At 63.7% G+C, this 24555-nt stretch carries 23 protein-coding genes; 10 read left to right on the forward strand and 13 right to left on the reverse strand.

Annotated features, from left to right (window positions below):
• Positions 1 to 12 precede the first annotated feature (12 nt).
• Genes ACOAPY_RS08830 through ACOAPY_RS08840 form a run of 3 tightly spaced genes read right to left on the reverse strand, consistent with a single transcriptional unit; the run spans position 13 to position 3490 of the window.
• Positions 13 to 1332, reverse strand: a complete 1320-nt coding sequence (locus ACOAPY_RS08830; RefSeq protein ID WP_465156228.1) for a hypothetical protein — start codon at positions 1330 to 1332, stop codon at positions 13 to 15.
• 26 nt (positions 1333 to 1358) lie between these two features.
• Positions 1359 to 2285: an NAD-dependent epimerase/dehydratase family protein gene (locus ACOAPY_RS08835; RefSeq protein ID WP_465156230.1), complete on the reverse strand. Its 927-nt coding sequence runs from the start codon at positions 2283 to 2285 to the stop codon at positions 1359 to 1361.
• Positions 2282 to 3490 (reverse strand): hypothetical protein, encoded by a 1209-nt coding sequence (locus ACOAPY_RS08840; RefSeq protein WP_465156232.1) that lies wholly within the window; start codon positions 3488 to 3490, stop codon positions 2282 to 2284. The genes ACOAPY_RS08835 and ACOAPY_RS08840 overlap by 4 nt, the downstream gene beginning before the upstream one ends.
• A 664-nt stretch (positions 3491 to 4154) precedes the next feature.
• Here ACOAPY_RS08840 and ACOAPY_RS08845 point away from each other — a divergent pair.
• From ACOAPY_RS08845 to wecB, 4 genes are read left to right on the forward strand one after another with little or no spacing between them, the layout of a single operon-like run.
• Entirely contained in the window at positions 4155 to 5435 is a 1281-nt protein-coding gene (locus tag ACOAPY_RS08845; protein ID WP_465156234.1) for a hypothetical protein, read from the forward strand.
• Entirely contained in the window at positions 5432 to 6517 is a 1086-nt protein-coding gene (locus ACOAPY_RS08850; RefSeq protein WP_465156236.1) for a glycosyltransferase family 4 protein, read from the forward strand. Before ACOAPY_RS08845 ends, ACOAPY_RS08850 begins: the two co-directional genes overlap by 4 nt.
• Before the next feature lie 2 nt (positions 6518 to 6519).
• On the forward strand, positions 6520 to 6708 hold the full coding sequence (locus tag ACOAPY_RS08855; protein ID WP_465156238.1) for a hypothetical protein: 189 nt from the start codon (positions 6520 to 6522) through the stop codon (positions 6706 to 6708).
• A 25-nt stretch (positions 6709 to 6733) separates the two neighbouring features.
• A complete protein-coding gene (gene wecB, locus ACOAPY_RS08860) occupies positions 6734 to 7822 on the forward strand; it encodes a non-hydrolyzing UDP-N-acetylglucosamine 2-epimerase (RefSeq protein ID WP_465156240.1) in 1089 nt (362 codons plus the stop codon).
• On the opposite strand, the gene ACOAPY_RS08865 is transcribed toward wecB, so the two are convergent.
• Both ACOAPY_RS08865 and ACOAPY_RS08870 read right to left on the reverse strand, forming a co-directional pair.
• Positions 7807 to 9024, reverse strand: a complete 1218-nt coding sequence (locus tag ACOAPY_RS08865; RefSeq protein WP_465156242.1) for an O-antigen ligase family protein — start codon at positions 9022 to 9024, stop codon at positions 7807 to 7809. The genes wecB and ACOAPY_RS08865 overlap by 16 nt on opposite strands.
• A 127-nt stretch (positions 9025 to 9151) precedes the next feature.
• The gene (locus ACOAPY_RS08870) at positions 9152 to 10825 is read right to left on the reverse strand and encodes an electron transfer flavoprotein-ubiquinone oxidoreductase (protein WP_465156244.1); all 1674 of its coding nucleotides are present in this window, start codon (positions 10823 to 10825) and stop codon (positions 9152 to 9154) included.
• A 306-nt stretch (positions 10826 to 11131) separates the two neighbouring features.
• Between ACOAPY_RS08870 and ACOAPY_RS08875 the strand changes: the two genes are divergently transcribed.
• Together ACOAPY_RS08875 and ACOAPY_RS08880 are read left to right on the forward strand one after the other, a co-directional pair.
• Positions 11132 to 11881, forward strand: coding sequence for an electron transfer flavoprotein subunit beta/FixA family protein (locus ACOAPY_RS08875; protein WP_465156246.1), 750 nt, complete (start codon positions 11132 to 11134; stop codon positions 11879 to 11881).
• The gene (locus tag ACOAPY_RS08880) at positions 11882 to 12811 is read left to right on the forward strand and encodes an electron transfer flavoprotein subunit alpha/FixB family protein (protein ID WP_076429481.1); all 930 of its coding nucleotides are present in this window, start codon (positions 11882 to 11884) and stop codon (positions 12809 to 12811) included.
• Positions 12812 to 12875: 64 nt separating this feature from the next.
• On the opposite strand, the gene ACOAPY_RS08885 is transcribed toward ACOAPY_RS08880, so the two are convergent.
• Positions 12876 to 13802: an alpha/beta fold hydrolase gene (locus ACOAPY_RS08885; RefSeq protein ID WP_465156248.1), complete on the reverse strand. Its 927-nt coding sequence runs from the start codon at positions 13800 to 13802 to the stop codon at positions 12876 to 12878.
• 98 nt (positions 13803 to 13900) lie between these two features.
• Here ACOAPY_RS08885 and ACOAPY_RS08890 point away from each other — a divergent pair, with 98 nt between their 5' ends.
• The 4 genes from ACOAPY_RS08890 (at position 13901) to ACOAPY_RS08905 (ending at position 17532) form a co-directional block, all read left to right on the forward strand.
• Positions 13901 to 14743, forward strand: coding sequence for a substrate-binding periplasmic protein (locus ACOAPY_RS08890; protein ID WP_465156250.1), 843 nt, complete (start codon positions 13901 to 13903; stop codon positions 14741 to 14743).
• Between the two features lie 20 nt (positions 14744 to 14763).
• The gene (locus tag ACOAPY_RS08895; protein WP_465156756.1) at positions 14764 to 15090 is read left to right on the forward strand and encodes a DUF4398 domain-containing protein; all 327 of its coding nucleotides are present in this window, start codon (positions 14764 to 14766) and stop codon (positions 15088 to 15090) included.
• Entirely contained in the window at positions 15090 to 15896 is an 807-nt protein-coding gene (locus tag ACOAPY_RS08900; protein WP_465156251.1) for an OmpA family protein, read from the forward strand. Before ACOAPY_RS08895 ends, ACOAPY_RS08900 begins: the two co-directional genes overlap by 1 nt.
• A 196-nt stretch (positions 15897 to 16092) precedes the next feature.
• The gene (locus tag ACOAPY_RS08905; RefSeq protein ID WP_465156253.1) at positions 16093 to 17532 is read left to right on the forward strand and encodes an aminotransferase-like domain-containing protein; all 1440 of its coding nucleotides are present in this window, start codon (positions 16093 to 16095) and stop codon (positions 17530 to 17532) included.
• Between the two features lie 9 nt (positions 17533 to 17541).
• Here the strand turns inward: ACOAPY_RS08905 and ACOAPY_RS08910 are convergent, their stop codons facing one another.
• The 7 genes from ACOAPY_RS08910 to ACOAPY_RS08940 are packed head-to-tail and all read right to left on the reverse strand — an operon-like array spanning position 17542 to position 24536.
• Complete coding sequence (locus tag ACOAPY_RS08910) at positions 17542 to 17922, reverse strand: hypothetical protein (RefSeq protein ID WP_465156255.1); 381 nt, start codon at positions 17920 to 17922, stop codon at positions 17542 to 17544.
• 25 nt (positions 17923 to 17947) lie between these two features.
• Complete coding sequence (locus ACOAPY_RS08915) at positions 17948 to 19450, reverse strand: flavin-containing monooxygenase (protein WP_465156257.1); 1503 nt, start codon at positions 19448 to 19450, stop codon at positions 17948 to 17950.
• 31 nt (positions 19451 to 19481) lie between these two features.
• Positions 19482 to 19973: an HIT family protein gene (locus ACOAPY_RS08920; protein ID WP_465156259.1), complete on the reverse strand. Its 492-nt coding sequence runs from the start codon at positions 19971 to 19973 to the stop codon at positions 19482 to 19484.
• A gap of 10 nt (positions 19974 to 19983) precedes the next feature.
• Positions 19984 to 20949 (reverse strand): fatty acid desaturase family protein, encoded by a 966-nt coding sequence (locus ACOAPY_RS08925; protein ID WP_465156261.1) that lies wholly within the window; start codon positions 20947 to 20949, stop codon positions 19984 to 19986.
• Positions 20950 to 20973: 24 nt separating this feature from the next.
• On the reverse strand, positions 20974 to 22023 hold the full coding sequence (locus ACOAPY_RS08930; protein WP_465156263.1) for a 2Fe-2S iron-sulfur cluster-binding protein: 1050 nt from the start codon (positions 22021 to 22023) through the stop codon (positions 20974 to 20976).
• On the reverse strand, positions 22020 to 23327 hold the full coding sequence (locus ACOAPY_RS08935) for a fatty acid desaturase (protein ID WP_465156265.1): 1308 nt from the start codon (positions 23325 to 23327) through the stop codon (positions 22020 to 22022). Before ACOAPY_RS08935 ends, ACOAPY_RS08930 begins: the two co-directional genes overlap by 4 nt.
• 57 nt (positions 23328 to 23384) lie before the next feature.
• Positions 23385 to 24536, reverse strand: coding sequence for an acyl-CoA dehydrogenase family protein (locus ACOAPY_RS08940; RefSeq protein ID WP_465156267.1), 1152 nt, complete (start codon positions 24534 to 24536; stop codon positions 23385 to 23387).
• Positions 24537 to 24555: the final 19 nt, after the last annotated feature.

The following is a 24555-nucleotide window of genomic DNA, read 5'->3' on the forward strand; positions in this document are numbered from 1 at the left end:
GCACTCCGGGTGTCATGTGGAAGCCTGCATGGCTGGGGGGAGGTAATGCGGGCGCCGTCCCGCGACCGCGGCCAGCAGGGGTAGCGCCAGCAGCAGACCGCACCAGGGGGCGGCGGAGGTGAATCCCAGAAGGCCCGCCAGCAGGGCGATAGCCGTCGTCAGCCATCCCCAGTTGCTCAGGCGCAGGTTCTGCAGTCGGATCACGCCCAGCGTGATCGTGAACAGGCAGAGCGTACGGCTCCACAGCAGCAGTTCGGGGGAATGTACCCAGGCGGCCAGGATCTGAAGCGGAGCGCTGACGGCGATAGTGATCGCGAGCAATCGGGCCAGCGGCCGTTCGCGATTGCCGGCGATCAGCGGCAGGCTGAGGAAGCCACCGATGACGGTGATGCCCCAGGCAAGCAGCAGAACGCCGGTCAATGCCAGCCACTCCTGCTGCTCCGCGTCAGCCGTCATCCCCTGCATTATCAGGGCAGCCATCAGCAGCGCCGCGGTGCCCTGTAGCGTCCATGAACTGGCCTGCAGCACCCGTGCTCGCCCCGGATCATTGGCAGCGCCTGGCAGCATCAGCCGTGAGAGCTGGGCCTGGATGCCCGATAGGCCGCTGAGCGCGTGGTTCAGTAGCAGGTACCAGGGGAGGAAACCGGGGGTCAGAGGGGCGAGCAGGAAGACAGTGAGCCGGTCATGCAGGGTGCCACAGACACCCAGTGCCGACAGATGCAAGGCGCTGTTGAGCTGGCCCTTGCCCATGCCGGGTAGCCAGCATCTGTAGTTCTGGCTGAGCAACAGATGCACCACCGCCTGAGTGGCAAAGCCCAGGCTGACTGCAATACCAGCGCTGGCAGCTGTCGATAATGGCAGGTGCGGAGGCAGCAGCAGGCTCAGCACCAGCGCAACCGGCCAGGCCACCTGGCCGGAGAGCAGGGCCACCAGGCGGTGCCCTCTGACAATCAAGGGCGAGGAGAAATTGAACAGCGCCATCAGCGCGGCGGGTGCTGCACCCAGCCAGTAGTCCATGGCCTCGACACTCGGTGCGAGTACCCGTAACGCGACACTGCAGATGGACAGCAACAGAAGGGTGGCGACCAGTCGGTGTGTCAGTGCACAACGCCAGTCGCGCAGCCAGCCCACCTGGTCGGGGTTCTCGCGCAGGAACAACGAGGCGTAGCCCAGGTCTGCAAGAAAGATCACGGTGATCAGCAGCAGGTGTGCCAACCCAACATGACCATAGGCGCTGGTGCCCAGCAGGTGCAGGAGGTGCAGCTGGAAGAGAAAGTTGGTGCCCTGGCCTATTGCGTAGACCAGCGTGGCGAGCACCAGCATCTGTCTCATTCCAGAGCTTCGCCCGTCTGCCTCACTCACGCCTGGCTGTCCGGAAATGCAACCCGCCGCAGAGCCTCCTTGAAGCCCATGCGTGGCTGCCAACCCAGTGTGTTCAGGGTATGGCGTGGATCACCCAGCTGGCTGATGCGATCGACCGGGCGCTGGCGAGCAGGGTCCACTTCGATGGTGACAGGGCGTTGTAGGACATCCGCCAGTTCACGCACGAGCTGCTCGACGGAGTGTTCGACTCCTGAGCAGAGGTTGAGGGTATCGAATGCAAGTGAGTCGCGAGGATCGTTCAGCAGGGCGATCAGGCCGGCGGCCACGTCATCGGCGTGCAGGTAGTCCCGGCGTGGTGTGAGGTTGCCAAGGCGGATGACGCCGCTGGAAGATTGCTGCAGCTGCGTCAGTATGTCGGGAATGAGGTGTGCATTGGGGTCGTCGTGTCCGATGGTATTGAAGATCCGCGCTGCACGCCCGATGCGGCCGCCCTGGTTAGCCCAGTAGCGCAGCTGCTGTTCATTGCAGAACTTGGACAAGGCATAGTTGTCGCAGGGTGCCAGTGGGCTTTGTTCGCTCAGTGCAGCTTCTTGCCAGGCATAGACGGCCCCGCTGGAGGCCAGCGCGATGCGTTCGATGGAGTGCTCGGTGGCGGCAGCCAGCAAACGCTCGGTGCCGACCACGTTGACGTCGAGGCAGTAGGCGCGCTGTTTTTCACAGGTGGGAATGTGGTGAATCGCCGCCAAGTGCAGAATGGCCTGAGGGCGGAAGTCGCGCAGTACCGCTTTCAGGCTGTCTTCATCCCGCAGGTCAGCCTGGACCGCCAGGCTTGCCTGGTGCGGCATCGTCAAGCCGCTGCTGAGGTTGTCGTATACGGCGACTTCGCCAAGGCGAGCGCGCCACTGCGCGACCACGCGACGCCCGATCATGCCCGCTCCCCCGGTCACCAGAAGACGCATCATGATGGCCTCGCGCTGATCAGCAGGGACCGAAGGCGGCGCGGCAGCCAGCGCAGTTCGGGTTCTGCGCCGCTCAGCCAGATATGTGTGGCGAGCCAGAGTGACAGACCGCCCAACACGGCGATAAACGTCGCGATGGCAGCCAGGACCGGGTTGCGGGTCGAGATCGGGGCCATTGCAAGGGTGGAGCGGGACTTGCCTGCCATTGCGTCATAACGTGCCTTGGCCAGATCGGTCTTGGCATTCAATTCCTGCAGTGCTTCGTCCTGAGCGCTGGTGAACGGTGTCTGCGAGGCTCTCAGGCGGTTGCTGTTCTCCTGCAGGCGGTTGTAGAGATCGGTACCCGATGCCGCTTGCTGGTCGGCGTTGTCCATATCGGCCAGCAGTGCCGCGGTCGCGTCCAGCTTGTGCAGGTCACGCTCCAGCTTGCGCAGGCGGGCCTGCTGTTCAGAAACCGTTGCCTCCAGTGCAACGATCTGCGGCAATGGCGCCAGGTACTTACCGCCTTCTTCGCGTACCGATACGACGGTGTGGGAGGGCATCTGCCGGGTTTCCGGATAACGCTCGAGCAGGCCGCGCATATCACGGATGCGTTGCTCTGCCTGCTGGATTTCGAAGCCGACCTGGAGCTTTTCGGTCAGCAGCTTGGATCGCTCGGCGAGAGCCTTCTGCCCCTCGCGCACGGCGTGCATCAGGCTGTTGGCGAGCAACGCCTGCCGTATGTGCTCGCTGAGTACCTGCAAATGGCGCTGTGCCTGCTCCGCGTCGCTGACTCGCAGCTTGAGCGCCAGACCGAGTCCATTGTTTTCCTCGTTCTGCAGGCCAGGGATTTCACGGAAATCATCGCGGAAAATTGAGGGTTGGTAGGTGACGTTTGACGTCCAGAACAGCGGATTCTGAGCCCGACGCTTCAGCCTCTGCAGCTCCGCATCGTCCCCCGCGAAACTGCGTGCGATCCGGGCCTCGTCCCAGAGATAGGGTTGTGTCTGGCGCCACTCCGAGAGCGTGATGTCCGGAACCTCGATGAATGCGTCCAGCGCGTACAGCGGGCGCTGGGAAATCTGCCAGGCCGCGCACAATGCCAGCAGCAGTGCGGGAGCGGCGAGGAGGCGGAAGAATCTCTGGTAAAAGCGCAAGACCCGCAGCAGCAGTTCGCCGAGAGAAACCTCGCTCTGCTGGAAGGACAGTGGGGGTGTCGAGGTGGACATGCAATCAACCTGAATTCGAACAGCAGGGGGGCCACACGACATCCGTTTCTGTTGGCGGGGTCTGTGTGTTCGGAAAGGCTCTGCAATGTGCCATAGCCGCGCAAAACGATGCAATTGCAGGTTTACTGGCGTTGTCGGCTCAGTGCCACTCTTGAGGCGTTCAGAGCCGATGATGTCTGCTGTTCAGTCCCCATCATTGTGAGCGGATCTTCGAGCGCTTGATCGCCTGTTGGTCGGCCTTTGCTGCCCAGCTTGCGGTGGCAATGAGCCCTCGCCGGTCTGGCGGCGTGCGCGCTATCTGTGACGTGCTGAACTCCCGAGTTGCGGTGCTTGAGGTCTGATCGATCTGGCGCGCACTCTGCGTGGTGATAGCGGGGCGCTGTTCTACCAGTGGCTTTGTTTGCGGTCGCTGAAGCGGCCACCCGCTCAGGCCGATCGCTGGCAGTACTGGTTGCTTGCCGGCTATCGCTACAGCCGCATCAAGGCCACGGTGGGCGACATGCAGTTTGTGCGTCCACTGCGCCTTGCGAAGCACGCCAGGGCGTCGGCGGGTATTGCTACGGGTATCCTGGGTGTTCGCGGTTCCGGATTTCTCGATGGGGTTCGCGCTTGGCAATTGCCAGCGGTGCGGGTAGCGTGGCGGCATTTTTCCGGGATGTGTTGAATGATCTCATCGACTGGGTCGCGTAGTGCCTTTGCTCGCCATCTGGCGACACTGCGCCTGCAGGTCGGTGACGCAGCAGTGGACGTCAGGCACGAAGCCTTCTTTCTCCAGGCCAACCACCGGCGATGGGCGGGGCTGCGTGGCGTTGCCGCGCTGCTGCGGGACGCCTGGCAGCTGTTGCGTAGTCCCATGCCCGTTAGCTGCCGGGAGGGGGACGAGATCATTCTGCTGGTTACCCTGGCCGGCAAGAGTGGCTGGGGAACAGTGGCGCGCTGCCTGCAGCACGTGCAGCCGGGGAATGCGCTCGCCCTGGTACATCCACGCCTGTCACCCCGTGACCTGTCCCCGGGATTACCGGTGCTGCGCCCGGCGCGGCCTTCTTTGCCAGGCGTTGGCAGGGCCTTGGCTACCTTTGCACGGGTGCTGCTTGGTCAGCGCTCGCTGCTTCTGGCCAGTTGCCTGTCCCGGCGCGTGCTATGGCGTGACAGCCTGGCGCGCACACTGGCCGGGCGACGCGGACCGCTGGTGCTGCACAACGATTTCGACATGATGAGCAATGCAGCCATTGGCCAGGGCGCGACCACGGTTTGCCTTCAGCACGGCGTGCCAACGGATGAGTTCTTTCCGACTCGCGCCGACTGGTATGTGGTCTGGGGGGCAGGCAGTCGCCGTGCGTTTGTCGAGGGCGGCAGCCCGGTCTCGCATCTGGTCGAGGATGCACTGGGCAGGGCGCCTGAACTCAGGGCGCCCGAGCAGCCGCCCGCCGGGCTCTCCCTGTTGTCGCAGGCCCATGCGCCGATTCTCGGTTGCGAACTCCCGGGCTGGCTGCGAGCGACTGCGACAGCGTTGCTGCAAGCCGAACCAGGGTTGCGCATCCTGCTGCACCCCCAGGAGTCACAGCCCTACCCGGGTGTGGCTGCGCTGGCCTGTAGCAGGCCGCCTCATGCCGAGTTTGGCGCCGGGGCCACGCCACGCCTGGTGCTCGGGTGCTGTAGCACCGCGCTGTTTGATGCTGCGCTGGCCGGCCACTGGGTCGTGCGTCTGGTCGCGCCAGTGGAGGGTAATCGGAGTGCCTTGCAAACCCTGGAGGGGCTCCCCTGCGCCGAGAATGTGGTGCAGGTATTGGAGATGTACCAGCGCCTGCGCACCGACGTGGCGTTTCGCGAGGAGACTGCGCGGGCTCAACTGGCCTGGTTGCAGGAGAGTTTCACGGCTGAGACGGGAGGCCTCGCACGGTTGTTGGCAGGTCTTGGTCGTGCGGTTGATGAGGAACAAGCATGAAGGTTCGTGTGCTCTTCGTGAGCAAGGAGTATCAGCCGCTATTCAGCGGTGTTGCCCGGCATGTTCAGGGCTTGGCGCAGGCGCTACGAGATGATCCCTCGGTGACCCTGAGCATGCTTGCGCCCCAGGTGGGCGAGGGGCAAGCGCCGTTCCCTGTTGTACGGGGTGGTTACCGCCGGCTCTGGGGCTGCCTGAGTCACTGTGATGTCGTGCATTTGCACGGTTCGCGCACGCCGCTGGTGTTGTGTGCTGCGCTGCTGGCCCGCTTGCGTCGGGTGCCTGTGGTGTACACCCCTCATTGTTACTATGACGGCGGCTCGTGGCTGTTGCGCGCGTTCAAGCGCCTATGGGACCTGACGGCGGAGCGTGTTCTGCTGCATATTGCCGGCACCCTGGTGCTGCTGCACGAGGGCTGGATCGACGACGTGGCGAAGCGTGGTCTCAAAGCCCGGCGCGTGATGATCGTCCCCAACTGTATCGATGCGCAGCGTACGCTGTGCCGCTCTGCTGCGGCGCCTCTGGAGGGGCGGCCCGCGTTGTTGTCGATCGGGCGACTGGACCCCATCAAGCGCCTGGATGATGTGCTCAAGGCTCTGGCCGAGCCCTGCCTGGCGGATGCCGTGCTGCATGTCATTGGACGTGGCGATGAACGCGAGCCTCTGCTGGCGCTCGCTCGGCAACTGGGTGTCACGGAGCGTGTGCGCTTCCTTGGGTGGCAGGACGATGATGACGCCGCCGCCATGATGGCCGGTTGCGACAGCATGGTTCTGGCGTCCGCGCGCGAGGGTATGCCGACGGTGGTTCTGGAGGCGCTGTTGGCTGGGGTGCCGATCACCTGTTCGGACATCGAGGGTAACCGCGCCATTCTGGATGCGGTTGGCTGGGATGCGCTGTTCCCGATGGGCGATGTGCCGGCTTTGGCCCGCTGTGCATATGCTACTGCGCAGCGGCAGGTGCCGGAGCAGGTGCGTGAGAGGGTGCGTAGCCAGTTTACCTGGAGTGGGCAGGCGCCCCGGCTGGCGGCATGTTATGTCGACCTGGCAAGTCGGGCTGTATCGGCGGCTGGCCAGGAGGCGCGCTGACCATGACAGCCCGCGTCTCGCCGGCATTCCAGGCGCCCTGGGCTGTCGATGTGCTGCAGGCGCAGCATGGCCATGTGAGCATCATCGATGGCGGCGTTAATCCGCGGCTGCTCGCGGCGTGTTGTCGGGCGTTCCGAGAGGAAAACCAATGCGGGCAGTTGATGCGCCCGCTCGAAACGATTCAGCATTAGTGCTGGCCTAGTACCAAGGAAATGCATGCATCTCGCGTTCGTATTGGGCACGCGCCCTGAAATCATCAAGCTCTCGTCGATGCTGGCCGCCTGCGTCCGCCAGGGAGTGTCTTACACGCTGATTCACACCAATCAGCACTACGACGCCCTGATGGACGGCCAGTTCTTCACGGAGTTCGACTTGCCCGGCGCTCATTACAACCTGGGGGTGGGTTCCGGGGCGGCCAGTCAGCAGATCGGGCGCATGCTGCTGGGCATCGAGCCGATTCTGCGCGAGGTGCGGCCTGACTGCGTCATCGTGCAGGGTGATACCAACAGCGCACTTGCGGGCGGTCTGGCGGCCAGCAAGGCGGGTATCGAGGTGGCGCACATCGAGGCCGGTCTGCGCAGTTTCGACAAGGGCATGCCCGAAGAGAACAACCGTGTACTGCTGGACCATCTCTCCAGTCTCTGGTTCTGCCCCTCTCCATTGCAGGTCGAGTTGTTGGCGCGCGAGGGAATCTCCGGTGCAGGCGTTCATGTCACCGGCAATACCGGAAACGATGCAGCGCTGCATTACGCGCCTGCGGTCAGCGAGCGATCGGCCATTTACCAAACGCTGGGCGTGCAGCAGGAGGGGTATCTGTTGCTGACCTGTCATCGTCCCTCCAATACCGACGATCCGCAGCATTTCGCCCGATTGATGCATGCCGTGCAGGACTTGGCCGACGTGCTGGATCGCCCGGTGATCTTTCCCCTGCATCCCCGCCTGAACCAGCAGAATCGTGCAGTGGTGCTGGGCATGGGGCGCCTCCGTGCGATCGAACCTGTCGGCTACTTGGACATGCTGGCACTCATGCAGGGCGCCGCACTCGTGCTGACCGATAGTGGCGGCATGCAGGAAGAGGCCTGCGTGCTGCGTCGCCGCTGCCTGGTTCTGCGGGCCAATACCGAGCGTCCGGAAAGCCTGGAAACCGGTGGGGCATGCCTGGTTCCGGACGGCGAGCCTGCGCGGCTGATCGAGGCCGCCCATGCGCTGCTGGAGGCTCGGGTGACCTGGAGCAATCCCTTTGGTGATGGGCGTGCCTATCAGCGGATACTCGATGTTCTGCGCGCCCGCTACGGCGGTGTCTGATCGGGGCGGCGTCGCAGTGCGATGAGAAAGCCGATCGGTAGCCAGACAATCACCCAGTAGGGGCTGGGGCGATGGAAGAGGGCATAGATGTCCGAGACCATCGCCACCACAGCGAAGACCAGTGCGGCCAGCCCAATGCGCGCCTCGCGCTGCCGGCGCAGCTGCCAGCCCTTGAGCAGCAGCGCGCACAGCAGTGCCGCGAACAGCCCGGCGCCGATCACGCCGTACTCGTACCAAAGCTGCAGATACAGGCTGTGGGCGTGAAAGACGGTATCGCCCCACGGGTAGGTGTAAACCAGTGGTTTGCCGGCTCCGTCGCCGTACAGCCAGAACTCGGGCAATCGATCCAGCCAGTTGTGCCAGATGGGGCCGCGTTGACTGGTGCCCTGGCGAATTTCGCTCTGCAGTTCGGTCTGGAAGATGAGGAGCATCGCCAGCAGTATCAATATGCCGAGCCCCAGCAATTGTCGTGCGCGCGGTTTGGGCGACAGCAGGAGCAGAACCAGTCCGCCGGCCAGAGTGGCGAACCAGGCGCCGCGCGAGAAGGTCAGCAGGACGTAGAACAACAGGCCTGCCAGGCCTACATAGGCGATGAGCAGGCCTGGCCAGCGTGGCTCGAACTCGACGATCAGCCCGAGCAGGAGCAACGCGAACAGGCCGAAGTACAGGCCAGCGATGATCGGATGCGAGAGATCGGCGAAGCCTCCCCAGCCGAGTTCAGACAGCCGTCCATAGGTCCGCAGTTCGGCATAGGACAACGGCTTGTCGAGCACGCCGAACTGATAGAAGAGGGTCAGCCAGGCTGCCAGCGCACTGACGATGATGGCGGCCAGCAATGACTTTCTGAGGCTGCCGGCGATCAAGAGTCGGTGGATGCTGAAGACATACAGCAGTATGAACAGACCAATCTTCAGCCAGTAGTGCGGCGGCTTGTCGCTGTCTGCACCCAGGCTGCCGCGCAGCAAGACCCAGCCGAGCAAGCCCAGCAGCAGGTAGGCGCTGGGTTGACGCCACATGCCCCAGTCGAACTTCTCGGCAGCCCAAAGCAGGAGCGCGGGTAGAAACAGCAGCAGGTGAATCTGCGTGGCATAGCGGCTGTCATCGTTGTTGAAGAGCAGGCCGCTGAGTTGAATGAAAAGACCGAGAGACAGCACGGCCATGCCTGCCGAGTGCAGTCGGTCGAGAGAGACTTTGCCGATCATGAGGGTTCCTGGCCTGGTCGGGATGCCGGGCATGATGCGGTCTCTACCTCGCCCTGAAAAGCGCCAGTTTGCAACTGTGCGTGCACAAAAAAGCCGCCTTGCGGCGGCTTCTTCATCGAGGCTCGAATTACATGTTGGGGTAGTTCGGGCCGCCAGTGCCTTCCGGAGCCACCCAGGTGATGTTCTGGGACGGATCCTTGATGTCGCAGGTCTTGCAGTGTACGCAGTTCTGCGCGTTGATCTGGAAGCGCTTCTCGCCGTCTTCCTGAGTCACCACTTCGTACACGCCGGCCGGGCAGTAGCGCTGTGCCGGTTCATCGAACTTCGGCAGGTTGACGGACAGCGGAATGCTGGCGTCGGTCAGCTTCAGGTGGCAGGGCTGCTCTTCCTCGTGGTTGGTGTTGGAGAGGAACACCGAGGAGAGTTTGTCGAAGCTCAGCTTGCCGTCCGGCTTCGGATATTCGATGCGCTGGCACTCGGCCGCCGGCTTCAGGCAGGCGTAGTCCGGCTTGTTATCGTGCAGGGTGACCGGAATCTTGCCGCCGAAGATGTTCTGGTCGATGAAGTTGAATGCACCGCCGGCGATGGCGCCGAACTTGTGGATGGCAGCGCCGAAGTTGCGGCTGCGGAACAGCTCGTCGTACAGCCAGCTGGCCTTGAAGCCATCGACATAGCCATTGAGCAGGTCGCCGCCCTGGCCGTCGGCCAGCAGCACGTCGGCCACGGCCTCGGCGGCCAGCATGCCGGACTTCATGGCGGTGTGGCTGCCCTTGATCTTGGCGAAGTTCAGGGTGCCGAGGTCGCAGCCGATCAGGGCGCCGCCCGGGAAGACCATCTTCGGCAGCGAGTTCAGGCCGCCCTTGCAGATGGCGCGAGCACCGTAGGCCACGCGCTTGCCGCCCTCCAGGTACTGGGCGATCACCGGGTGATGCTTGTAGCGCTGGAACTCGTCGAACGGCGACAGGAAGGGGTTGGAGTAGGACAGGTCGACGATCAGACCGACCACCACCTGGTTGTTCTCCAGGTGATAGAGGAAGGAGCCGCCCGGATTCTCGTCGGACAGCGGCCAGCCGGCAGTGTGCACCACCAGGCCCTGTTCGTGCTTGGCCGGGTCGATGTCCCAGATTTCCTTGATGCCGATGCCGTAGTGCTGGGCGTCGGCTTCGGAGTCCAGGTTGAACTTCTTGATCAGCTGCTTGCCGATGTGGCCACGGCAGCCTTCGGCGAACAGGGTGTACTTGCCGCGCAGTTCCATGCCGGGGGTGTAGTAGCCTTCCTTCGGATGGCCTTCACGGTCCACGCCGAGGTCGCCGGTGATGATGCCGCGCACCACGCCGTTCTCGTCGATCAGCGCTTCCTGGGCGGCGAAGCCCGGGTAGATCTCGACGCCCAGGGCTTCGGCCTGCTGGGCCAGCCAGCGGCACAGATTGCCCAGAGAGATGATGTAGTTGCCTTCGTTGTGCATGGTCTTGGGCACAAAGAAGTTCGGTACCTTGGAGGCCTTGTCGGCGCTCTTCAGCAGGTAGATGTCGTCGCGCTTGACTTCGGTGTTCAGCGGGGCGCCCAGTTCCTTCCAGTTGGGGAACAGTTCGTTCAGGGCGCGCGGCTCGAAGACTGCACCGGAGAGGATGTGAGCGCCGACTTCGGAACCCTTCTCGACCACGCAGACGCTGATTTCTTTGCCGGCTTCAGCGGCCTTCTGCTTCAGTCGGCAGGCGGCGGACAGGCCGGAAGGGCCGGCGCCGACGATGACGACGTCGAATTCCATAAATTCGCGTTCCACAGAGAATCTCCTACTCAAGGCTTCTTCGGTGTTGTTGATCTGGCTTGGCTAGGCTTTCTCTGGCCTGCGCGCTGGGCATTATATATACAGACCCTCTGGCGTCCAATACAAACGTTTGTTTGAATTTTCTCAAAGCCTCATAGCGCAAGGGCTGGCGCCAGATAAAAGGGCGGTTTTTCGTGTTGACCGAAAAAGGCGTTCCGGTCAAGATACGGGCGGTTTTGCGTTTGCCGTATGGGCTGACTGTCGGTTCCGGCCGACCTGCATCACCGGCCAGGCTTGCCTTGGCGACATTCTTATTCACCGGAGAGTAACGAGGAATCCATGAAGGTTCTTGTAGCTGTCAAACGAGTGGTCGACTACAACGTCAAAGTCCGCGTCAAAGCGGATAACTCCGGCGTCGACCTCGCCAACGTCAAGATGTCGATGAACCCCTTCTGCGAAATCGCCGTCGAAGAGGCCGTTCGCCTGAAAGAGAAGGGCGTCGCTAGCGAGATCGTCGTCGTCACCATCGGCCCGAACGCCGCTCAGGAACAACTGCGCACCGCCCTGGCCCTGGGCGCTGACCGTTCCATCCTGGTCGAGACCAACGAAGAGCTGAACTCCCTGGCCGTGGCCAAGCTGCTGAAAGCCGTGGTCGACAAGGAGCAGCCGCAACTGGTCATCATGGGCAAGCAAGCCATCGACAGCGACAATAACCAGACCGGCCAGATGCTGGGCGCCCTCACCGGCTTCGCCCAGGGCACCTTTGCCTCCAAGGTCGAAGTGACTGGCGACAAGGTCAACGTGACCCGCGAAATCGACGGCGGCCTGCAGACCGTTGCCCTGGCCCTGCCGGCGATCGTCACCACCGACCTGCGTCTGAACGAGCCGCGCTACGCGTCTCTGCCGAACATCATGAAAGCCAAGAAGAAGCCGCTGGACGTGGTGACTCCGGACGCCCTGGGCGTTTCCACCACCTCCACCGTCAAGACCCTGAAAGTCGAAGCGCCTGCTGCCCGCAGTGCCGGCATCAAGGTCAAGTCCGTGGCTGAACTGGTCGAGAAACTGAAGAACGAGGCGAAGGTAATCTAAATGACTATCTTGGTTGTTGCTGAACACACTAACGCCGCTCTGGCCGCTGCCACTCTGAACACCGTGGCCGCCGCTCAGAAAATCGGTGGTGACATTCACGTTCTGGTCGCTGGCTCCAACGCCGGTGCCGCTGCCGAAGCCGCTGCCAAAATCGCTGGCGTGAGCAAGGTACTGGTTGCCGACAACGCTGCCTTCGCCAACCAGCTGCCGGAAAACGTCGCTCCGCTGGTTGCCGAACTGGGCAAGGGTTACAGCCACATCCTGGCTGCCGCCACCAGCAACGGTAAGAACATCCTGCCGCGCGTCGCCGCTGCCCTGGATGTCGACCAGATCTCCGAGATCATCGCCGTTGAAAGCGCTGACACCTTCAAGCGCCCGATCTATGCCGGTAACGCCATCGCTACCGTGCAGTCCTCGGCTGCCGTGAAGGTGATCACCGTGCGTGGCACTGGCTTCGACGCTGCTGCTGCCGAAGGCGGTTCCGCTGCCATCGAAGCTGTGGCTGCTGGCGGTGACGCCGGCAAGTCGTCCTTCGTCGGCGAAGAGCTGGCCAAGTCCGACCGTCCGGAACTGACCGCTGCCAAGATCGTCGTCTCCGGCGGCCGTGGCATGGGCAACGGTGACAACTTCAAGCACCTGTACGCCCTGGCCGACAAGCTGGGCGCTGCTGTCGGCGCCTCCCGCGCCGCCGTCGACGCCGGTTTCGTACCGAACGACATGCAGGTCGGCCAGACCGGCAAGATCGTCGCACCGCAGCTGTACATCGCGGTCGGCATCTCCGGTGCCATCCAGCACCTGGCCGGTATGAAGGACTCCAAGGTCATCGTCGCCATCAACAAGGACGAAGAAGCCCCGATCTTCCAGGTGGCCGACTACGGCCTGGTGGCTGACCTGTTCGAAGCCGTACCGGAGCTCGAGAAACTGGTCTGATCCAGTTTCCCGCGCCAACAAGAAACCCGCTCGATGAGCGGGTTTTTTGTTTCCCAGGGGGCGGCTATTTCAGGCTGTCGAGGAACGCCTGGTAGTGCCGGGCCGTCTCCTCGGGGCGCTCGATCATCGGTGCGTGACCGCAGTTCTGCATGATCACCACGCTCGGCTGTTTCAGCAGCGGCTTCATCACCTCGATGCTGGAGACATCCAGCACGCGGTCCTTGTCTCCCCACAACAGTAGGGTAGGCGACTGGATCTTGGGCAGCTCTGGCTCCAGCGGCACATAGCGCTCGCGCAGCTGGGCGAAGATACGCTCATGGTGTTCGCGGTTGGCCATCGATTGTTCGGCGAAGTGGCGCTTGAGCGAATCCGGCAGTGCCGGTGGACTCACGAACACGAAGTTCAGTAGCGCATCGAACTCTTCCGCATTGCGTGCCACCAGAGGGTTGGGCTCGCCGCGCTCAAGGAGCTGGATCATCTCGCTCTTGTGCGGTGCGGTGACGCCGGCATTGTCAAACAGTGCCAAGCTCAGCACCTGTTCGGGGTGGCGTGCGGCATACAGGGCTGATATGTGCCCGCCCATAGAGTTGCCAATCAGGTGTAGTCGTTCGACCTTGAGGGCATTGGCGAAGGCGCGAACCCGCTCAGCCTGGCTGGCGACGTCGTAGCTGATATCCGCTCGGCTGCTCTCGCCAAACCCCGGCAGGTCGAGCGCCAGTACATGGTAGCGGTGGGTGAAGTAGCGGGCGAAGCGCAGCCAGTTGTCGCGGCTGGCGGCGAATCCGTGGACCATCAGCAGAGTTTCACCCTGCGCCGGCCCGCCTTCGTAGTAATGTATGGTCAGCCCATCGACCTCTATCTCGCGAGGGGAGAGGCCGGCCTGCTGGCGCTCGATGAACTTCATGCTGGCGACCAGCGCGCCAGGGTACAGATAGAGGGCGCCAGCCGCACAGGCCAGCAGCAGGGCGATACCGAGGGCGAGCTTTTTCATGGGGCGAATCCTTATCGCTAATAATTATTAGACATGCTTGGTACGCTAGCATGATGCGGGCAGCACCTGTGCCTGCCACGAGAACAGCGGTGTTTCAGATGCAAAAAATGCGGACATTGAACCTCATCGGCCTGGCGCTCCTGGCCTTGCTGCCCAGTTTCGCTTCGGCGGCTGGCAAGTGCGAGCGCCTGGTGGCTACCGGAAATCCAGAGTATGCCCCCTATCTGTGGCGTGACCCGCAGAGCCCGCAGCACCTGATCGGCGCCAATGCCGACCTGCTGACGCTAATCGGCGAGCAATTGGGTGTGAAGATCGAGATTCTCTATACCGGCCCCTGGTCCCGCGCCCAGGACGAGGTCCGTACCGGTCGGGTCGATCTGCTGGCCGGAGCCGCGCTCACGCTGCCACGCCTGGAGTACATGGACTACGTGCACCCGGCCTTCTTCAGCAGCCCCAGCGTGGTCTGGGTGCGCAAAGACCAGGGCTTCCCTTACAGCGGTTGGGAGGACCTGCGCGGGCGAACCGGCGGCACCCTCGTGCACAACAGTTTTGGCCAGCAGTTCGATGCCTTCGCCAAGGCCAACCTCAACGTGGAAGAGGCGCCTAGCCTGCTCCAGGCCTTCCAGAAGTTGCTGCTGGGGCGTAGCGACTATGTGCTCCACGAACGTTACCCAGGCATGGCGCTGGCCGGCACCCAGGGCATGCTGGAGAGCCTGGAGACACTGGAACCGCCGATTTCCAGCGAGGGTCTGTACCTGACCCTGGCGCACGATTCGGCCTGCAACGACCCCTGGCTGCGCGGACAGCTGGCGAAAAAAATGACAGAATTGACCGCCGCCGGCCTGCCGGAAACCCTTCTACAGCGCAACCTGGAGCGCTGGAAGGCCCAGCAGCTGCAGGCCGCCGACGTACCCCCGCAACCGCAGGAACAGTCCCAGTGAACCGACTTCTACCCCTTGGCTTGGCTGTGCTGGCCCTGGCCGGCTGTGCCAACGACCCGGCGCCGCGCGAGCAGATGCGCCTGACAGCCCAGGCCGTCGAGCAGGCCCGTGCCGTCGGCGCGGATACGCAGATCGAGGAAATGCAGCTGGCCGAGCAGAAGCTCGCCCGTGCCGAGAAAAACATGGGCGAGGAAGACTACAAGCGCGCCCGGGTCTTCGCCGAGCAGGCCGAACTCGACGCACGCCTGGCCGAGGCCAGAGTGCTCAATCAGAAGAGCCAGAAGCAGCTCGACGAACTGAATGCGCGCATTACCCGCCTGCGCAAGCAACTGGGGGAGTTGCCGTAATGTCCAACAACGTTCTGACAATGGGCCTGCTGTTGCCTCTGGCATTGCTCGCCGGTTGTGCCGGTCAGCAGAGCCAGCAAGTGCTGGCCGAGGCAGAGGCCAGTTTCCAGCAGGTCAAGGAGGATCCGGATGTGCTGCGCAGCGCGCCCAAGGACGTGATCCGTGCCGGCGAATCGCTGGCTCGCGCCGAGCGCCTCTCCAGCTACTGGGGCAGCGCCGATGATGTGGCGCACTACGCCTATCTGAGTCAGCGCTACAGCCAGATTGCCCGCCAGCACGCTGATCTCGTGCTCAATCAGGAGCGTCTGGCCAGGCTTGAGCTGGAGCGTGAGCGCCTGCAGCTTGCATTGCGCGAGGCCAAGCTGCTTGGTGCTCAGCAGCAGGGCCAGTGGCTGGAGGAGCAGGTGGTCTATCTGGCCGCCAGCGAGACCGATCGCGGTCTGGTCATGACGCTGGGGGACGTGCTGTTCGATGCTGGCCGTACCGAGCTCAAGGCGTCGGCCAACCGCACCATCCTCAAGCTGGTGCAATTCCTTCAGATCAATCCGCGGCGCAATATCCGCATCGAGGGTTACACCGACAATCGTGGTATCGCGGAGGAGAATCTCGAGCTATCGCGTGCCCGTGCCCAGGCCGTGGCCGACGTGCTGGTCGACCTCGGTATCGATGCCCGGCGCATGCAGGTCAAAGGTTACGGCGAGGCCCACCCGCTGGCGGAGAATGCTTCGGCCAAGGGCCGTGCGCAGAACCGTCGGGTTGAGATCCTCATCTCCGACGAACAGGGCAAGCTCGGCGACTACCGCTGAGAGCCTTCGTGTCCGCACAAACCCCGGTGCCCTAGCCCGGGTTTTTTTGTTCGACCAACGTCTAATGAGGTCTGTGCAGCGCTTCACCTAAGCTGTAACAGCTGCAACTGTACTGCTGGCATAAAATCCGACTGTACCGCCAAGTTTCAGCTGTATTTGGCTACTGTTGCGGTTCAGTAGTGAAAGGAGCCTCCTCATGACCAGTTTGTTGCTTTACCAGCGCATCGCCCAGCAGCTGGCCGAGGATATCCGTCGCGGTGTCTACCAGCCGGGCGAGCGCGTGCCCTCGGTGCGCAAGATGAGCTCGCAGCTCAGTGTCAGCCACGCCACCGTGCTGCAGGCCTATGCCAACCTCGAGGATATGGGCCTGATCCGCGCCCGCCCGCAGTCCGGCTTCTACGTGCACCAGACCGCCGGTCTGACCGCGCCGACCCCGGACATCGCGCGGGTCGAGCGGCCGTCCATGGTTACCCGCAGCAGCATCATCAGCCAGGTCCTCACCGAGTCGCGCCAGGAAGGGGTGTTTCCCCTCGGCGCCGCCGTGCCGCATGTCGACTACCTGCCGGTGCGCTCGCTGCACCAGCAGCTGGCCAAGGTCACCCGCTTCCAGAGCCCGCGCGCCTTCAGCTACATGTTCAGCCCCGGCTACGAGCCGCTGCGGCGCCAGGTGGCGATCCGCATGCGCGATGCCGGCGTGGTGGTCGATCCATCCGAGGTGGTGATCACCCACGGCTGCGTGGACGCCATCCACATGGCCCTGCGGGTCATGACCCAGCCGGGAGACCTGATCGCCGCCGAGTCGCCTACCTACTACGGCCTGCTGCAACTGGCCGAGGTACTCGGGTTGAAAGTCATCGAGATCCCCAGTGACCCGACCACAGGTCTGAGTCTGGAGGCCCTGCAGCTGGCCGCCAACCAGTGGCCGATCCGCGCCCTGGTGCTCACTGCGCGGCTGTCCAACCCGCTCGGCGGCAGCATTCCCGAGGAGCGCCAGAAGCAACTGCTGCGCCTGACTGCCGATCACGGCATCCGGGTGATCGAGGACGACATTTACGGCGAACTGCTGTTCGAGCCGGGGCGCAGCAAGGCGCTCAAGGCTTATGACCGCGACGACCAGGTGGTGTACTGCTCGAGCTTTTCCAAGACCCTGTCGCCGGGCGTGCGTATCGGCTGGATCATCGCCGGACGCTACCAGGAAGAGGTGGAGCGGTTGCAGACCTTCAGCACCCATTCGGCCTGCAGCGTGACCCAGATGGGCGTGGCCGCCTACCTGGAGAATGGTGGCTACGACCGCCACCTGCGCCACATCCGCCAGGAGTACCGCAAGAACATGACCGCCTATCAGCTGGCGGTGCAGCAGCACTTCCCGGAAGGCACGCAGATGACCCGGCCCAATGGCGGCTTCATCCTCTGGGTCAGCCTGCCAGGCAAGGTCAGCGCCCAGGAGCTGCATGTGCGTGCGCTGCAGCAGGGCATCAGCATCGCTCCGGGCTTGATCTTCAGTAACACCGAGCAGTTCAACCACTGCCTGCGGCTGACCTGTGGCGTGCCGTGGAACCGAGAGTCCGAGCGCGCGATCATGACGCTAGGTGCCCTGGCCAAGCAGCTCTGCCAGGAGAGCGCCGGCCAGCAGTAGCGCGGCCGATCAGTTGCCGGTGAGCGCCACCGAGAAGCGCTCGTTGCGCAGCGCCTTCCAGGTCCAGGCCGCGCCGAGCAGGTCGGGCAGACCGAGTACCAACAGCATGGGCGAGACCATGCCGCTGGCGACGAATGCGACGAAGAACGCCAGCACCGAGGCGCGCACCGGCACGGTGGCGGCGATGAAGGGGCGCAGGTCGCGGCGCCCGGCCAGGCTGTAGTAGATGCCCAGGTAGATCACCAGCAGCCCGAGTATGCGTATCCAGACTTCCTCGGTCTGCGGGAAGCCGAACAGCCCCAGCAGCAGGTTCGGCACCAGCAGCAACGTGGCGCCCAGCGCCAGTAGGTAGCAGCCGAAAACGAACACCGTTTTTCCTGACGGGCTCATGACAGTCTCCTTCTGTTGAGGGTAATCACTCGGTGGTCTCGGTCAGCCGATAGGACTCGGCGTCGAAGCGCCGGGTTGCGCGGCGGAACGTCCAGCTGAAGCCCGGCCAGATCACCACATTGCGCCCGGTTTCGGCATGCCGGTACCAGCTGCGGCAGTTACCGACGGTCCACACTGCGCCCTGCATGCGCTCGCGCAGGCCGACGTTGAACTGCTCCTGGACCTGCGGTCGGATGTCCAGGCTGCTGGCCCCGCTGGCTTCCAGGGTGTCGAGCGCGCCGAGGATGTAGGTGATCTGCGACTCGATCATGTAGACGATGGAGTTGTGGCCGAGACCGGTGTTGGGTCCCATCAGCAGGAACAGGTTGGGGAAGCCTGCCACGGTGGTGCCCTTGTAGGCTTCCGGACCTTGGCTCCAGGCGTCGAGGATGTCTCGGTCGGCGACGCCGAAGATCATTCCGCGCGGGAAGGGGGCGCTGGCCTTGAAGCCGGTACCGAGGATCAGCAGGTCCAGCGCGTGACTCTGGCCGTCCTCGGTGATCACTGCGTCTTCCGTGATCTCGCGGATTCCGCTGGTCACCAGGCGCACGTTGGCCTGGGTGATGGCCGGGTAGTAGTTATTGGAAATCAGGATGCGCTTGCAGCCAATGGCATAGCGTGGCGTCAGGCGCCGGCGCAGCTCCCGGTCGCGGACCTGGCGGCGCAGCAGATTGAGTGCCAGGAAACGGTGGAAAGCCATCAGTTTCGGATTGAAGGCGAAGCCCAGAGCGCGGGTCTCGTGGATTGCGTAGGTGAGGCTGCGGACCAGTTTCTGCAGGCGCGGGAAACGCCGCAGTAGGCCGCGCTCGAGGTGCGAGAAACCGCGGTCAGGCTTGGGGATGATCCACGGCGGTGTGCGCTGAAATACCGTGAGCGCGCCGGCTACCGGTTGTATCTCGGGAACGAACTGGATCGCCGAGGCACCGGTGCCGATCACACCGATGCGCTTGCCCGTCAGGTCGTAGTCATGGTCCCAGTGCTGCGAGTGGAAGATGCGTCCGCGGAAGCGCTGCAGGCCGGCGATGTCCGGGTAGTCGGGGGTGGACAGGGCGCCGGTGCCGGCAACCACTGTGCGGGCGAAGACTACTCTTCCCTCGCCATCGGTGACCTGCCATAGCGCCCGGTCCGCCAGCCAGCGCAGCGAGGTCACCTCGCGGTTGAAGCGGATATGTGGCATCAGCTCGTAGCGCTCTGCACAGCGTGCCAGATAGTCGCGGATCTCCGGCTGCGGCGAGAAGCGCCGCGACCAGTCCGGATTGGGGGCGAAGGAGAACGAATAGAGGTGCGAGGGGATATCGCAGGCGCAGCCCGGGTACTGGTTGACCCACCAGGTGCCGCCGACGCCGGCCTCCTTCTCGTACACCACGAAGTCGCATTCGCCGCGTTGTCTGAGGCGCACTGCCATGCCGATGCCTGAGAAACCAGCGCCGATGATCAGGACCCGGTAGACCTTCTCTGCCGTCAGCGGCGCATTGAGCTGTGCAGTCATGTTCTTCTCTTGTGACTTAGAATCGGGTGACTCAGGGCACCTGCTCCAGTGCGGCTTCGGCGCTTGGCTGACGGGCGGCGGGGCGCTCTATTCGCGCGGCGATGGCCTCGGCCTGCACCTGCAGAACAGGCTGGGCGGTGCGCGGACCGAACAGCCCGGTGAAGTGCAGGAACATGCGCCAGCCGAAGCCCAGGCCATCGCCGCGCTTGCGCGGAATCAGGTGCAGGTGTGCATGGGGTATGTGCTGATTGCTGGCCTTGCCATCATTGACGATCAGGTGCGAGCCCTCGATGCCGAAACCGGCACGGCGTTGGGCCGCAAGCAGCTCGTCGAACACCTGGTAGAGGTGGCGGCGAGTGGCGGCCGGTAGCTGATCGAGCTTCTCCACGTGCTGGCGCGGGATCAGCAGTACGTGACCCTGGCCCAGCGGGTGGATGTCCATGAAGGCGAAGCAGTGTTCGTCCTCGTAGACCCGGGCAGAGGACTCGGCGCCGGCGACGATCCTGCAGAACAGACAGTCCATGCCTGTCTCCTCAGTGCGCATCGGCGGCCGGAGCAGCGCCGTGGCGGGGCTCTTGCGGGTGACGTGCGAAGAGGCGGGCGAGCAACCAGCGGTCGCGCAGAAATGACTTGTTGTCCAGCAAAGCGTGGACCTTGTGCAGGTTGAAGAACGGCACGCCGGGGTACACGTGATGCTCGACGTGGTAGTTGATGTTGGCCCAGATCAGACTGAGCACGCGGCTGGGTATGGTGATGGTGTTCTTTGCCAGGTCCAGTCGCTGCTCGTCCTCGCTGTCGAGGGTGGCCATCGGGAAGTGCTCGTAACCGCGCGAGATCGGGTTGATCAGCAGCGCCAGCAACAGAACCGGCGCGATGAAGATCAGCACGAACTGCAGGAGCATGCCCATGCTGGCGAACCAGATGCCGAGCGCCACCATCGTCAGCAGGTTGAACAGCAGCTCGCGCAGTACCAGATTGCGTACCTGGCTGCCGTAGCGCACCAGCGAGAAGTAGGTGAAGCGCGGCACGAAGAAAGCAATGCGCAGGAACATCCACTTGACCCCGCCGGCGTAGTTCCACTCGTCCGGGTCTCGGTCTGCGTCGCCCAGATAGCGGTGATGGTATTTGTGGCACTCGGTGAAGGAGGAGTAGGGGAAGACGATGAACCAGGCGAAGAAGCGGCCCACCCAGAGGTTCCAGGTGGCGGAACGGAAGGCGTTCTGGTGGCCGCAGTCGTGCTGCAGTATGGTGAAGGCGTGCATCTGATTGCCTAGCACCAGCACGGCGAGCAGTTGCGCCAGCCAGTGCTCGGCGAACAGGATGACGGCGGCGCCGGCTACCCATACCGCCACGTGCAGCGCCGACCACAGCAGAAAACGCACCGGGTCTGGCTGCTGCAGGGCCTGCAACTGCGCCTGCTGCTCACGATCTACCTTCAGTTCCGCGCGCTTGGCCAGGCGGATCTCGTCTTGTGCCGCCAGAATCGAATCTCTATCCACTAGGTCACCTTCCTGGATTGTTAGTTACTCGACCTGCAGGCGCACGTCGTCGGTTACCGGATAGCCGATGCACATCAGTGCATGGCCCATCTTCAGTTCGGCTGAGGACAGGCCGTGGTCCTCGCGCATCTCCACCTCGCCGGCGAGCTTGGTGCAGATGCACGCGGTGCAGAAACCGCTGCGGCAGGAAAAGGGCGGCTGCACGCCGCTGGCCAGGGCAGCCTCGAGAATGGTCTGGCCGGCGGGCACGACGAAGCTGAACTCCTGACCCTGCATCAGCAGCTGTACGCGCTTCGGCGTGCCGGTCTGCAATGGTTGCTGGCTGGCTTTGGCCGGCGTGAAGCTCTCCATGTGCACCGCTTCCGGCGCTACGCCCATGGTCTGCAGGGCGTCGGTGACCTCATCCATCATCCCGCTGGGGCCGCAAGCGTAGTATTCGAGGGCATAGCCCGGCGGATTGGCCAGCGCGCCGAGGATCTCGATGACCCGCTCGCGAGTCAGGCGACCGCTGTGCTGGCAGGGCACGTCCGGTTGAGACAGCACGTGGACCAGCTGCAGGCGCTCGCGGAACAGGCGCTGCAGCTGCTCGAGCTTGTCGCGGAAAATCACCGAGTCGTGGTTGCGGTTGCCGTAGATCAGCGTCACTCGAGAGTCCGCTTCGAAGTGCAGGGCCGACTTGAGGATCGAGAAGACCGGCGTGATGCCGCTGCCGGCGGCGAACAGCACGAGGTGTCGGCGCTTGCCCGGCTGCGGGGCGAAGGTGAAGCGGCCATGTGCGCCCAGGGTATGCACTGCGTCGCCAGCGGCGAGCTGCTGCACCAGGCGGTTGGAGACCTTGCCGCCGGCGATGCGCTTGACCGTGATCGACAGGGTTTTGTCCAGGCCCGGCGTGCTGCTGATCGAATAGGCCCGGCAGCCCTTGGCACCGTCGCCATCGACATCCACTTCCAGCGTCAGGTACTGCCCGGCGGTATAGCGGATCTTGCGCAGCAGCGGCTGCTTGAGGTGGATGGTGACCGCGTCCTCGGTTTCCCGTTCGATGTAGGCCACTTTGAGGATCAGTGCTTTGTTCATGGCGCGCTCACGTCCACTGCGGTTGCGGTAGGGAAGTGCAGGGGGCGCCCGACGCTGCTCTGCTGGTAGGCCAGCTCGTGCTCGGCGATCGGGGCGGGAGCGACCCGGCGCTTGAGCAGGGCAATCTTCTCTTCCCGCGACAGCGGCTCCCACCAGTCCAGCTTGTCGGCCATGGCGCCGAAGCGGCGCAGCATCAGCATGAGGAACAGGTCGAGCACGCTGAGATCGCGGAACACCATGGACTGGGCCGCCCGCATCTCCGGCTTGATGCGTTCGAACAGGGCCGGGCTCTCGGACCAGTGCACGTTCTCCCAGTGGTGGTGGCAGACGTGGTAGCCCTCGTTGAGCATGTTCACCGGCTTCTCCAGCAGGGTCACAGTGTTGTACATGAAGTCCTTCGGGTCCTGCTGGCCGCCGTAGAAGGCATGCTGGCTCCAGTGGATGACGCCCATCAGGAAGTTGCTCGCGCACCAGGGCACCAGCATGTACAGCACGGCGATCGGCAGGCTGTAGGTCGCCAACAAAGCGAACAGCGCCAGGTGCAGCAGGTTGCCGATGATCATGCTGTTCATCTGTGCCGTTCTGCGCTTGCTGCGGAAGTACAGGTAGGGCGAGACCAGGAACTGCTGGTACATCACTTCGCGCACCATGTAGACGATGAAGTGCCAGGCGTTGGCATGGTCGTAGCGGGCGGTGGCGTAGATGTCCAGCGGACCGGCATTTTCCCGATGGTGCTGCTGCAGGTGCGCTGCCGCATGCGGGGTCAGGCCCATGGGTATGGCGAAGAACATGTAGAGGAAGGAGTTGCCGGTCCATTTCTCCAGCACACTGGAGCGCTTGAACACGCCGCCGACCTTGTGCCCCTCCTGGTGCATACAGCTGAAGGAGCGTACGAAAGCGCGGATGTTCGGGCCGTAGACGAAGGCGTAGAAGCCCAGTACCAGCGGCCAGTAGATCTCCACCAGTATCAGCTGGGCGATGAAGATCGGCAGGGCGGTCAGGGCCAGGGTGATGGCGCCGGCCAGTATGGGTTCGTCGCGTGGATCCTTCAGCACCCGGTTCGCCAAGCGTTGCACCTGGCGGTGGTAGGCGGCGGTGATGGCGCCGCCGAGGGCGGACATGCCGGGAATCAGCCCGAGGCCCACGCGGCACAGCTGCAGCGTCAGCGCCAGCGCCAGGATTACGCTGATGGCGGCGGTGTTGAACACCAGCAGCAAGGCGAACAACGGAATGGCGAAGAAGTGGAGCAGTGGATGGATGTTCCCCGGCCGTACCGGATAGAGCGTCTCTGTCGTCGTGGTCATGAAGTCAGGCTTCCTGCTGAGTCATGCTGATCGTTGCGCCGCGTCCGTCCGTGCGCCCTAGCCTTGGGCCGCCGGGGCCGCGGTCGATTCCCGCAGGTAGCTCGCCAGCAGTGGCGTGGCGGCGGCACGGGAAATCGGGTGGAAGCAGATCGCGCGGGAGGCGGCGAGCAGGTAGGCAACCTCGTCAGAGGCGATGAAGGCCATGCCGCCCAGCAGCTCCACCGCCAGATTGGTGGAGCGCTCAATCGCGCCCTGGACCAGGAAGCGAGTGCACAGCGCCTTGCTGTAGCTGTCCTCGTCAGCGGCGCGCTGCTCCTCCAGCTCGCGGGCAGCGCCGACCAGAGCCTGCTGCGCGCCCTCCAGCTCGATGGCCAGTTGGGCTAGCTGGGCGTCGTCGGTATGGCGCTTCTTCAGTAGCAGCTCGACCAGCGCCGACGCCACGCCCAGGTAGGTGCCACCGACCATCAGCTGGAACCAACACAAGCCGGACAGCGAGGTTTCCTGGGCCGAGGCGGCCACCGCCTCATCATCCACCGCCTCGGCCAGCAGCATGCGCTCGGCGGGCACGAATACGTCATTGAACACCAGGGTGTTGCTGTCGGCGGCCTGCAGCACCGGTGTCTTCCAGAAGTGCTCGCGGGAGACCTCGCTGCCGTCGTTGAACACCACGGCGAAGCCCTGAGTGAAGCTGCCGTCACTGTTCTCGCGGGCTACGCCGACGACTATCACGTCCATGTTGTGGCTCATGGTGCAGGGCTTCTTGCTGCCACGCAGCAGGTAGCCACCCTCGACCGGAGTGACCTTGACGCTGGTGTTGAAGATCTCCGCGCCGACCTTGCCCTCGGCAAAGGCCGAAGCGATCAGCAGCTGGTTATGGGCGATGCCGTAGAGCAGTTCGTCGGCGGCCGGGATCAGGCCGCCGAGCTGCACGATGGTGGCAATGGTGTGGTGGTGCATGGTCATCATCACCGCCAGCGACGGGCATAGCGCGCCGACGGCTCGGAGAATTTCCACCGTCTCGCGCGGAGAGGCGCCGAGGCCACCGTAGGACTCGGGGATGATCAGGGCGGCTGCCTTGTAGCTGCGGAACAGATCGCACAGCTCACTCGGGTCTGCTTTCTCCAGCGCCATGCGGCCACGAGCCTCGAGGGCGCCGATCAGGCCCGGCAGGCGGGCTTCGGTGACGATTCTTGCGTGTTTCATCGACATGGTAGGTATCTCGTTGTTG

The sequence above is a fragment of the Pseudomonas stagnisoli genome (assembly GCF_048595745.1).
Lineage (GTDB): Bacteria > Pseudomonadota > Gammaproteobacteria > Pseudomonadales > Pseudomonadaceae > Aquipseudomonas > Aquipseudomonas alcaligenes_A.

Excerpts from the sequence above, each read along its gene's own strand:
- ACOAPY_RS08920 (WP_465156259.1), bottom strand. The coding sequence starts at position 19,973 with ATGGACTGTCTGTTCTGCAGGATCGTCGCCGGCGCCGAGTCCTCTGCC.
- ACOAPY_RS08940 (WP_465156267.1), bottom strand. The coding sequence starts at position 24,536 with ATGTCGATGAAACACGCAAGAATCGTCACCGAAGCCCGCCTGCCGGGC.
- ACOAPY_RS08880 (WP_076429481.1), top strand. The coding sequence starts at position 11,882 with ATGACTATCTTGGTTGTTGCTGAACACACTAACGCCGCTCTGGCCGCT.
- ACOAPY_RS08875 (WP_465156246.1), top strand. The coding sequence starts at position 11,132 with ATGAAGGTTCTTGTAGCTGTCAAACGAGTGGTCGACTACAACGTCAAA.
- ACOAPY_RS08850 (WP_465156236.1), top strand. The coding sequence starts at position 5,432 with ATGAAGGTTCGTGTGCTCTTCGTGAGCAAGGAGTATCAGCCGCTATTC.
- ACOAPY_RS08905 (WP_465156253.1), top strand. The coding sequence starts at position 16,093 with ATGACCAGTTTGTTGCTTTACCAGCGCATCGCCCAGCAGCTGGCCGAG.
- ACOAPY_RS08935 (WP_465156265.1), bottom strand. The coding sequence starts at position 23,327 with ATGACCACGACGACAGAGACGCTCTATCCGGTACGGCCGGGGAACATC.
- ACOAPY_RS08930 (WP_465156263.1), bottom strand. The coding sequence starts at position 22,023 with ATGAACAAAGCACTGATCCTCAAAGTGGCCTACATCGAACGGGAAACC.
- ACOAPY_RS08855 (WP_465156238.1), top strand. The coding sequence starts at position 6,520 with ATGACAGCCCGCGTCTCGCCGGCATTCCAGGCGCCCTGGGCTGTCGAT.
- ACOAPY_RS08885 (WP_465156248.1), bottom strand. The coding sequence starts at position 13,802 with ATGAAAAAGCTCGCCCTCGGTATCGCCCTGCTGCTGGCCTGTGCGGCT.
- ACOAPY_RS08910 (WP_465156255.1), bottom strand. The coding sequence starts at position 17,922 with ATGAGCCCGTCAGGAAAAACGGTGTTCGTTTTCGGCTGCTACCTACTG.
- ACOAPY_RS08865 (WP_465156242.1), bottom strand. The coding sequence starts at position 9,024 with ATGATCGGCAAAGTCTCTCTCGACCGACTGCACTCGGCAGGCATGGCC.
- ACOAPY_RS08845 (WP_465156234.1), top strand. The coding sequence starts at position 4,155 with ATGATCTCATCGACTGGGTCGCGTAGTGCCTTTGCTCGCCATCTGGCG.
- ACOAPY_RS08830 (WP_465156228.1), bottom strand. The coding sequence starts at position 1,332 with ATGAGACAGATGCTGGTGCTCGCCACGCTGGTCTACGCAATAGGCCAG.
- ACOAPY_RS08890 (WP_465156250.1), top strand. The coding sequence starts at position 13,901 with ATGCAAAAAATGCGGACATTGAACCTCATCGGCCTGGCGCTCCTGGCC.
- ACOAPY_RS08840 (WP_465156232.1), bottom strand. The coding sequence starts at position 3,490 with ATGTCCACCTCGACACCCCCACTGTCCTTCCAGCAGAGCGAGGTTTCT.
- ACOAPY_RS08915 (WP_465156257.1), bottom strand. The coding sequence starts at position 19,450 with ATGACTGCACAGCTCAATGCGCCGCTGACGGCAGAGAAGGTCTACCGG.
- wecB (WP_465156240.1), top strand. The coding sequence starts at position 6,734 with ATGCATCTCGCGTTCGTATTGGGCACGCGCCCTGAAATCATCAAGCTC.
- ACOAPY_RS08900 (WP_465156251.1), top strand. The coding sequence starts at position 15,090 with ATGTCCAACAACGTTCTGACAATGGGCCTGCTGTTGCCTCTGGCATTG.
- ACOAPY_RS08835 (WP_465156230.1), bottom strand. The coding sequence starts at position 2,285 with ATGATGCGTCTTCTGGTGACCGGGGGAGCGGGCATGATCGGGCGTCGC.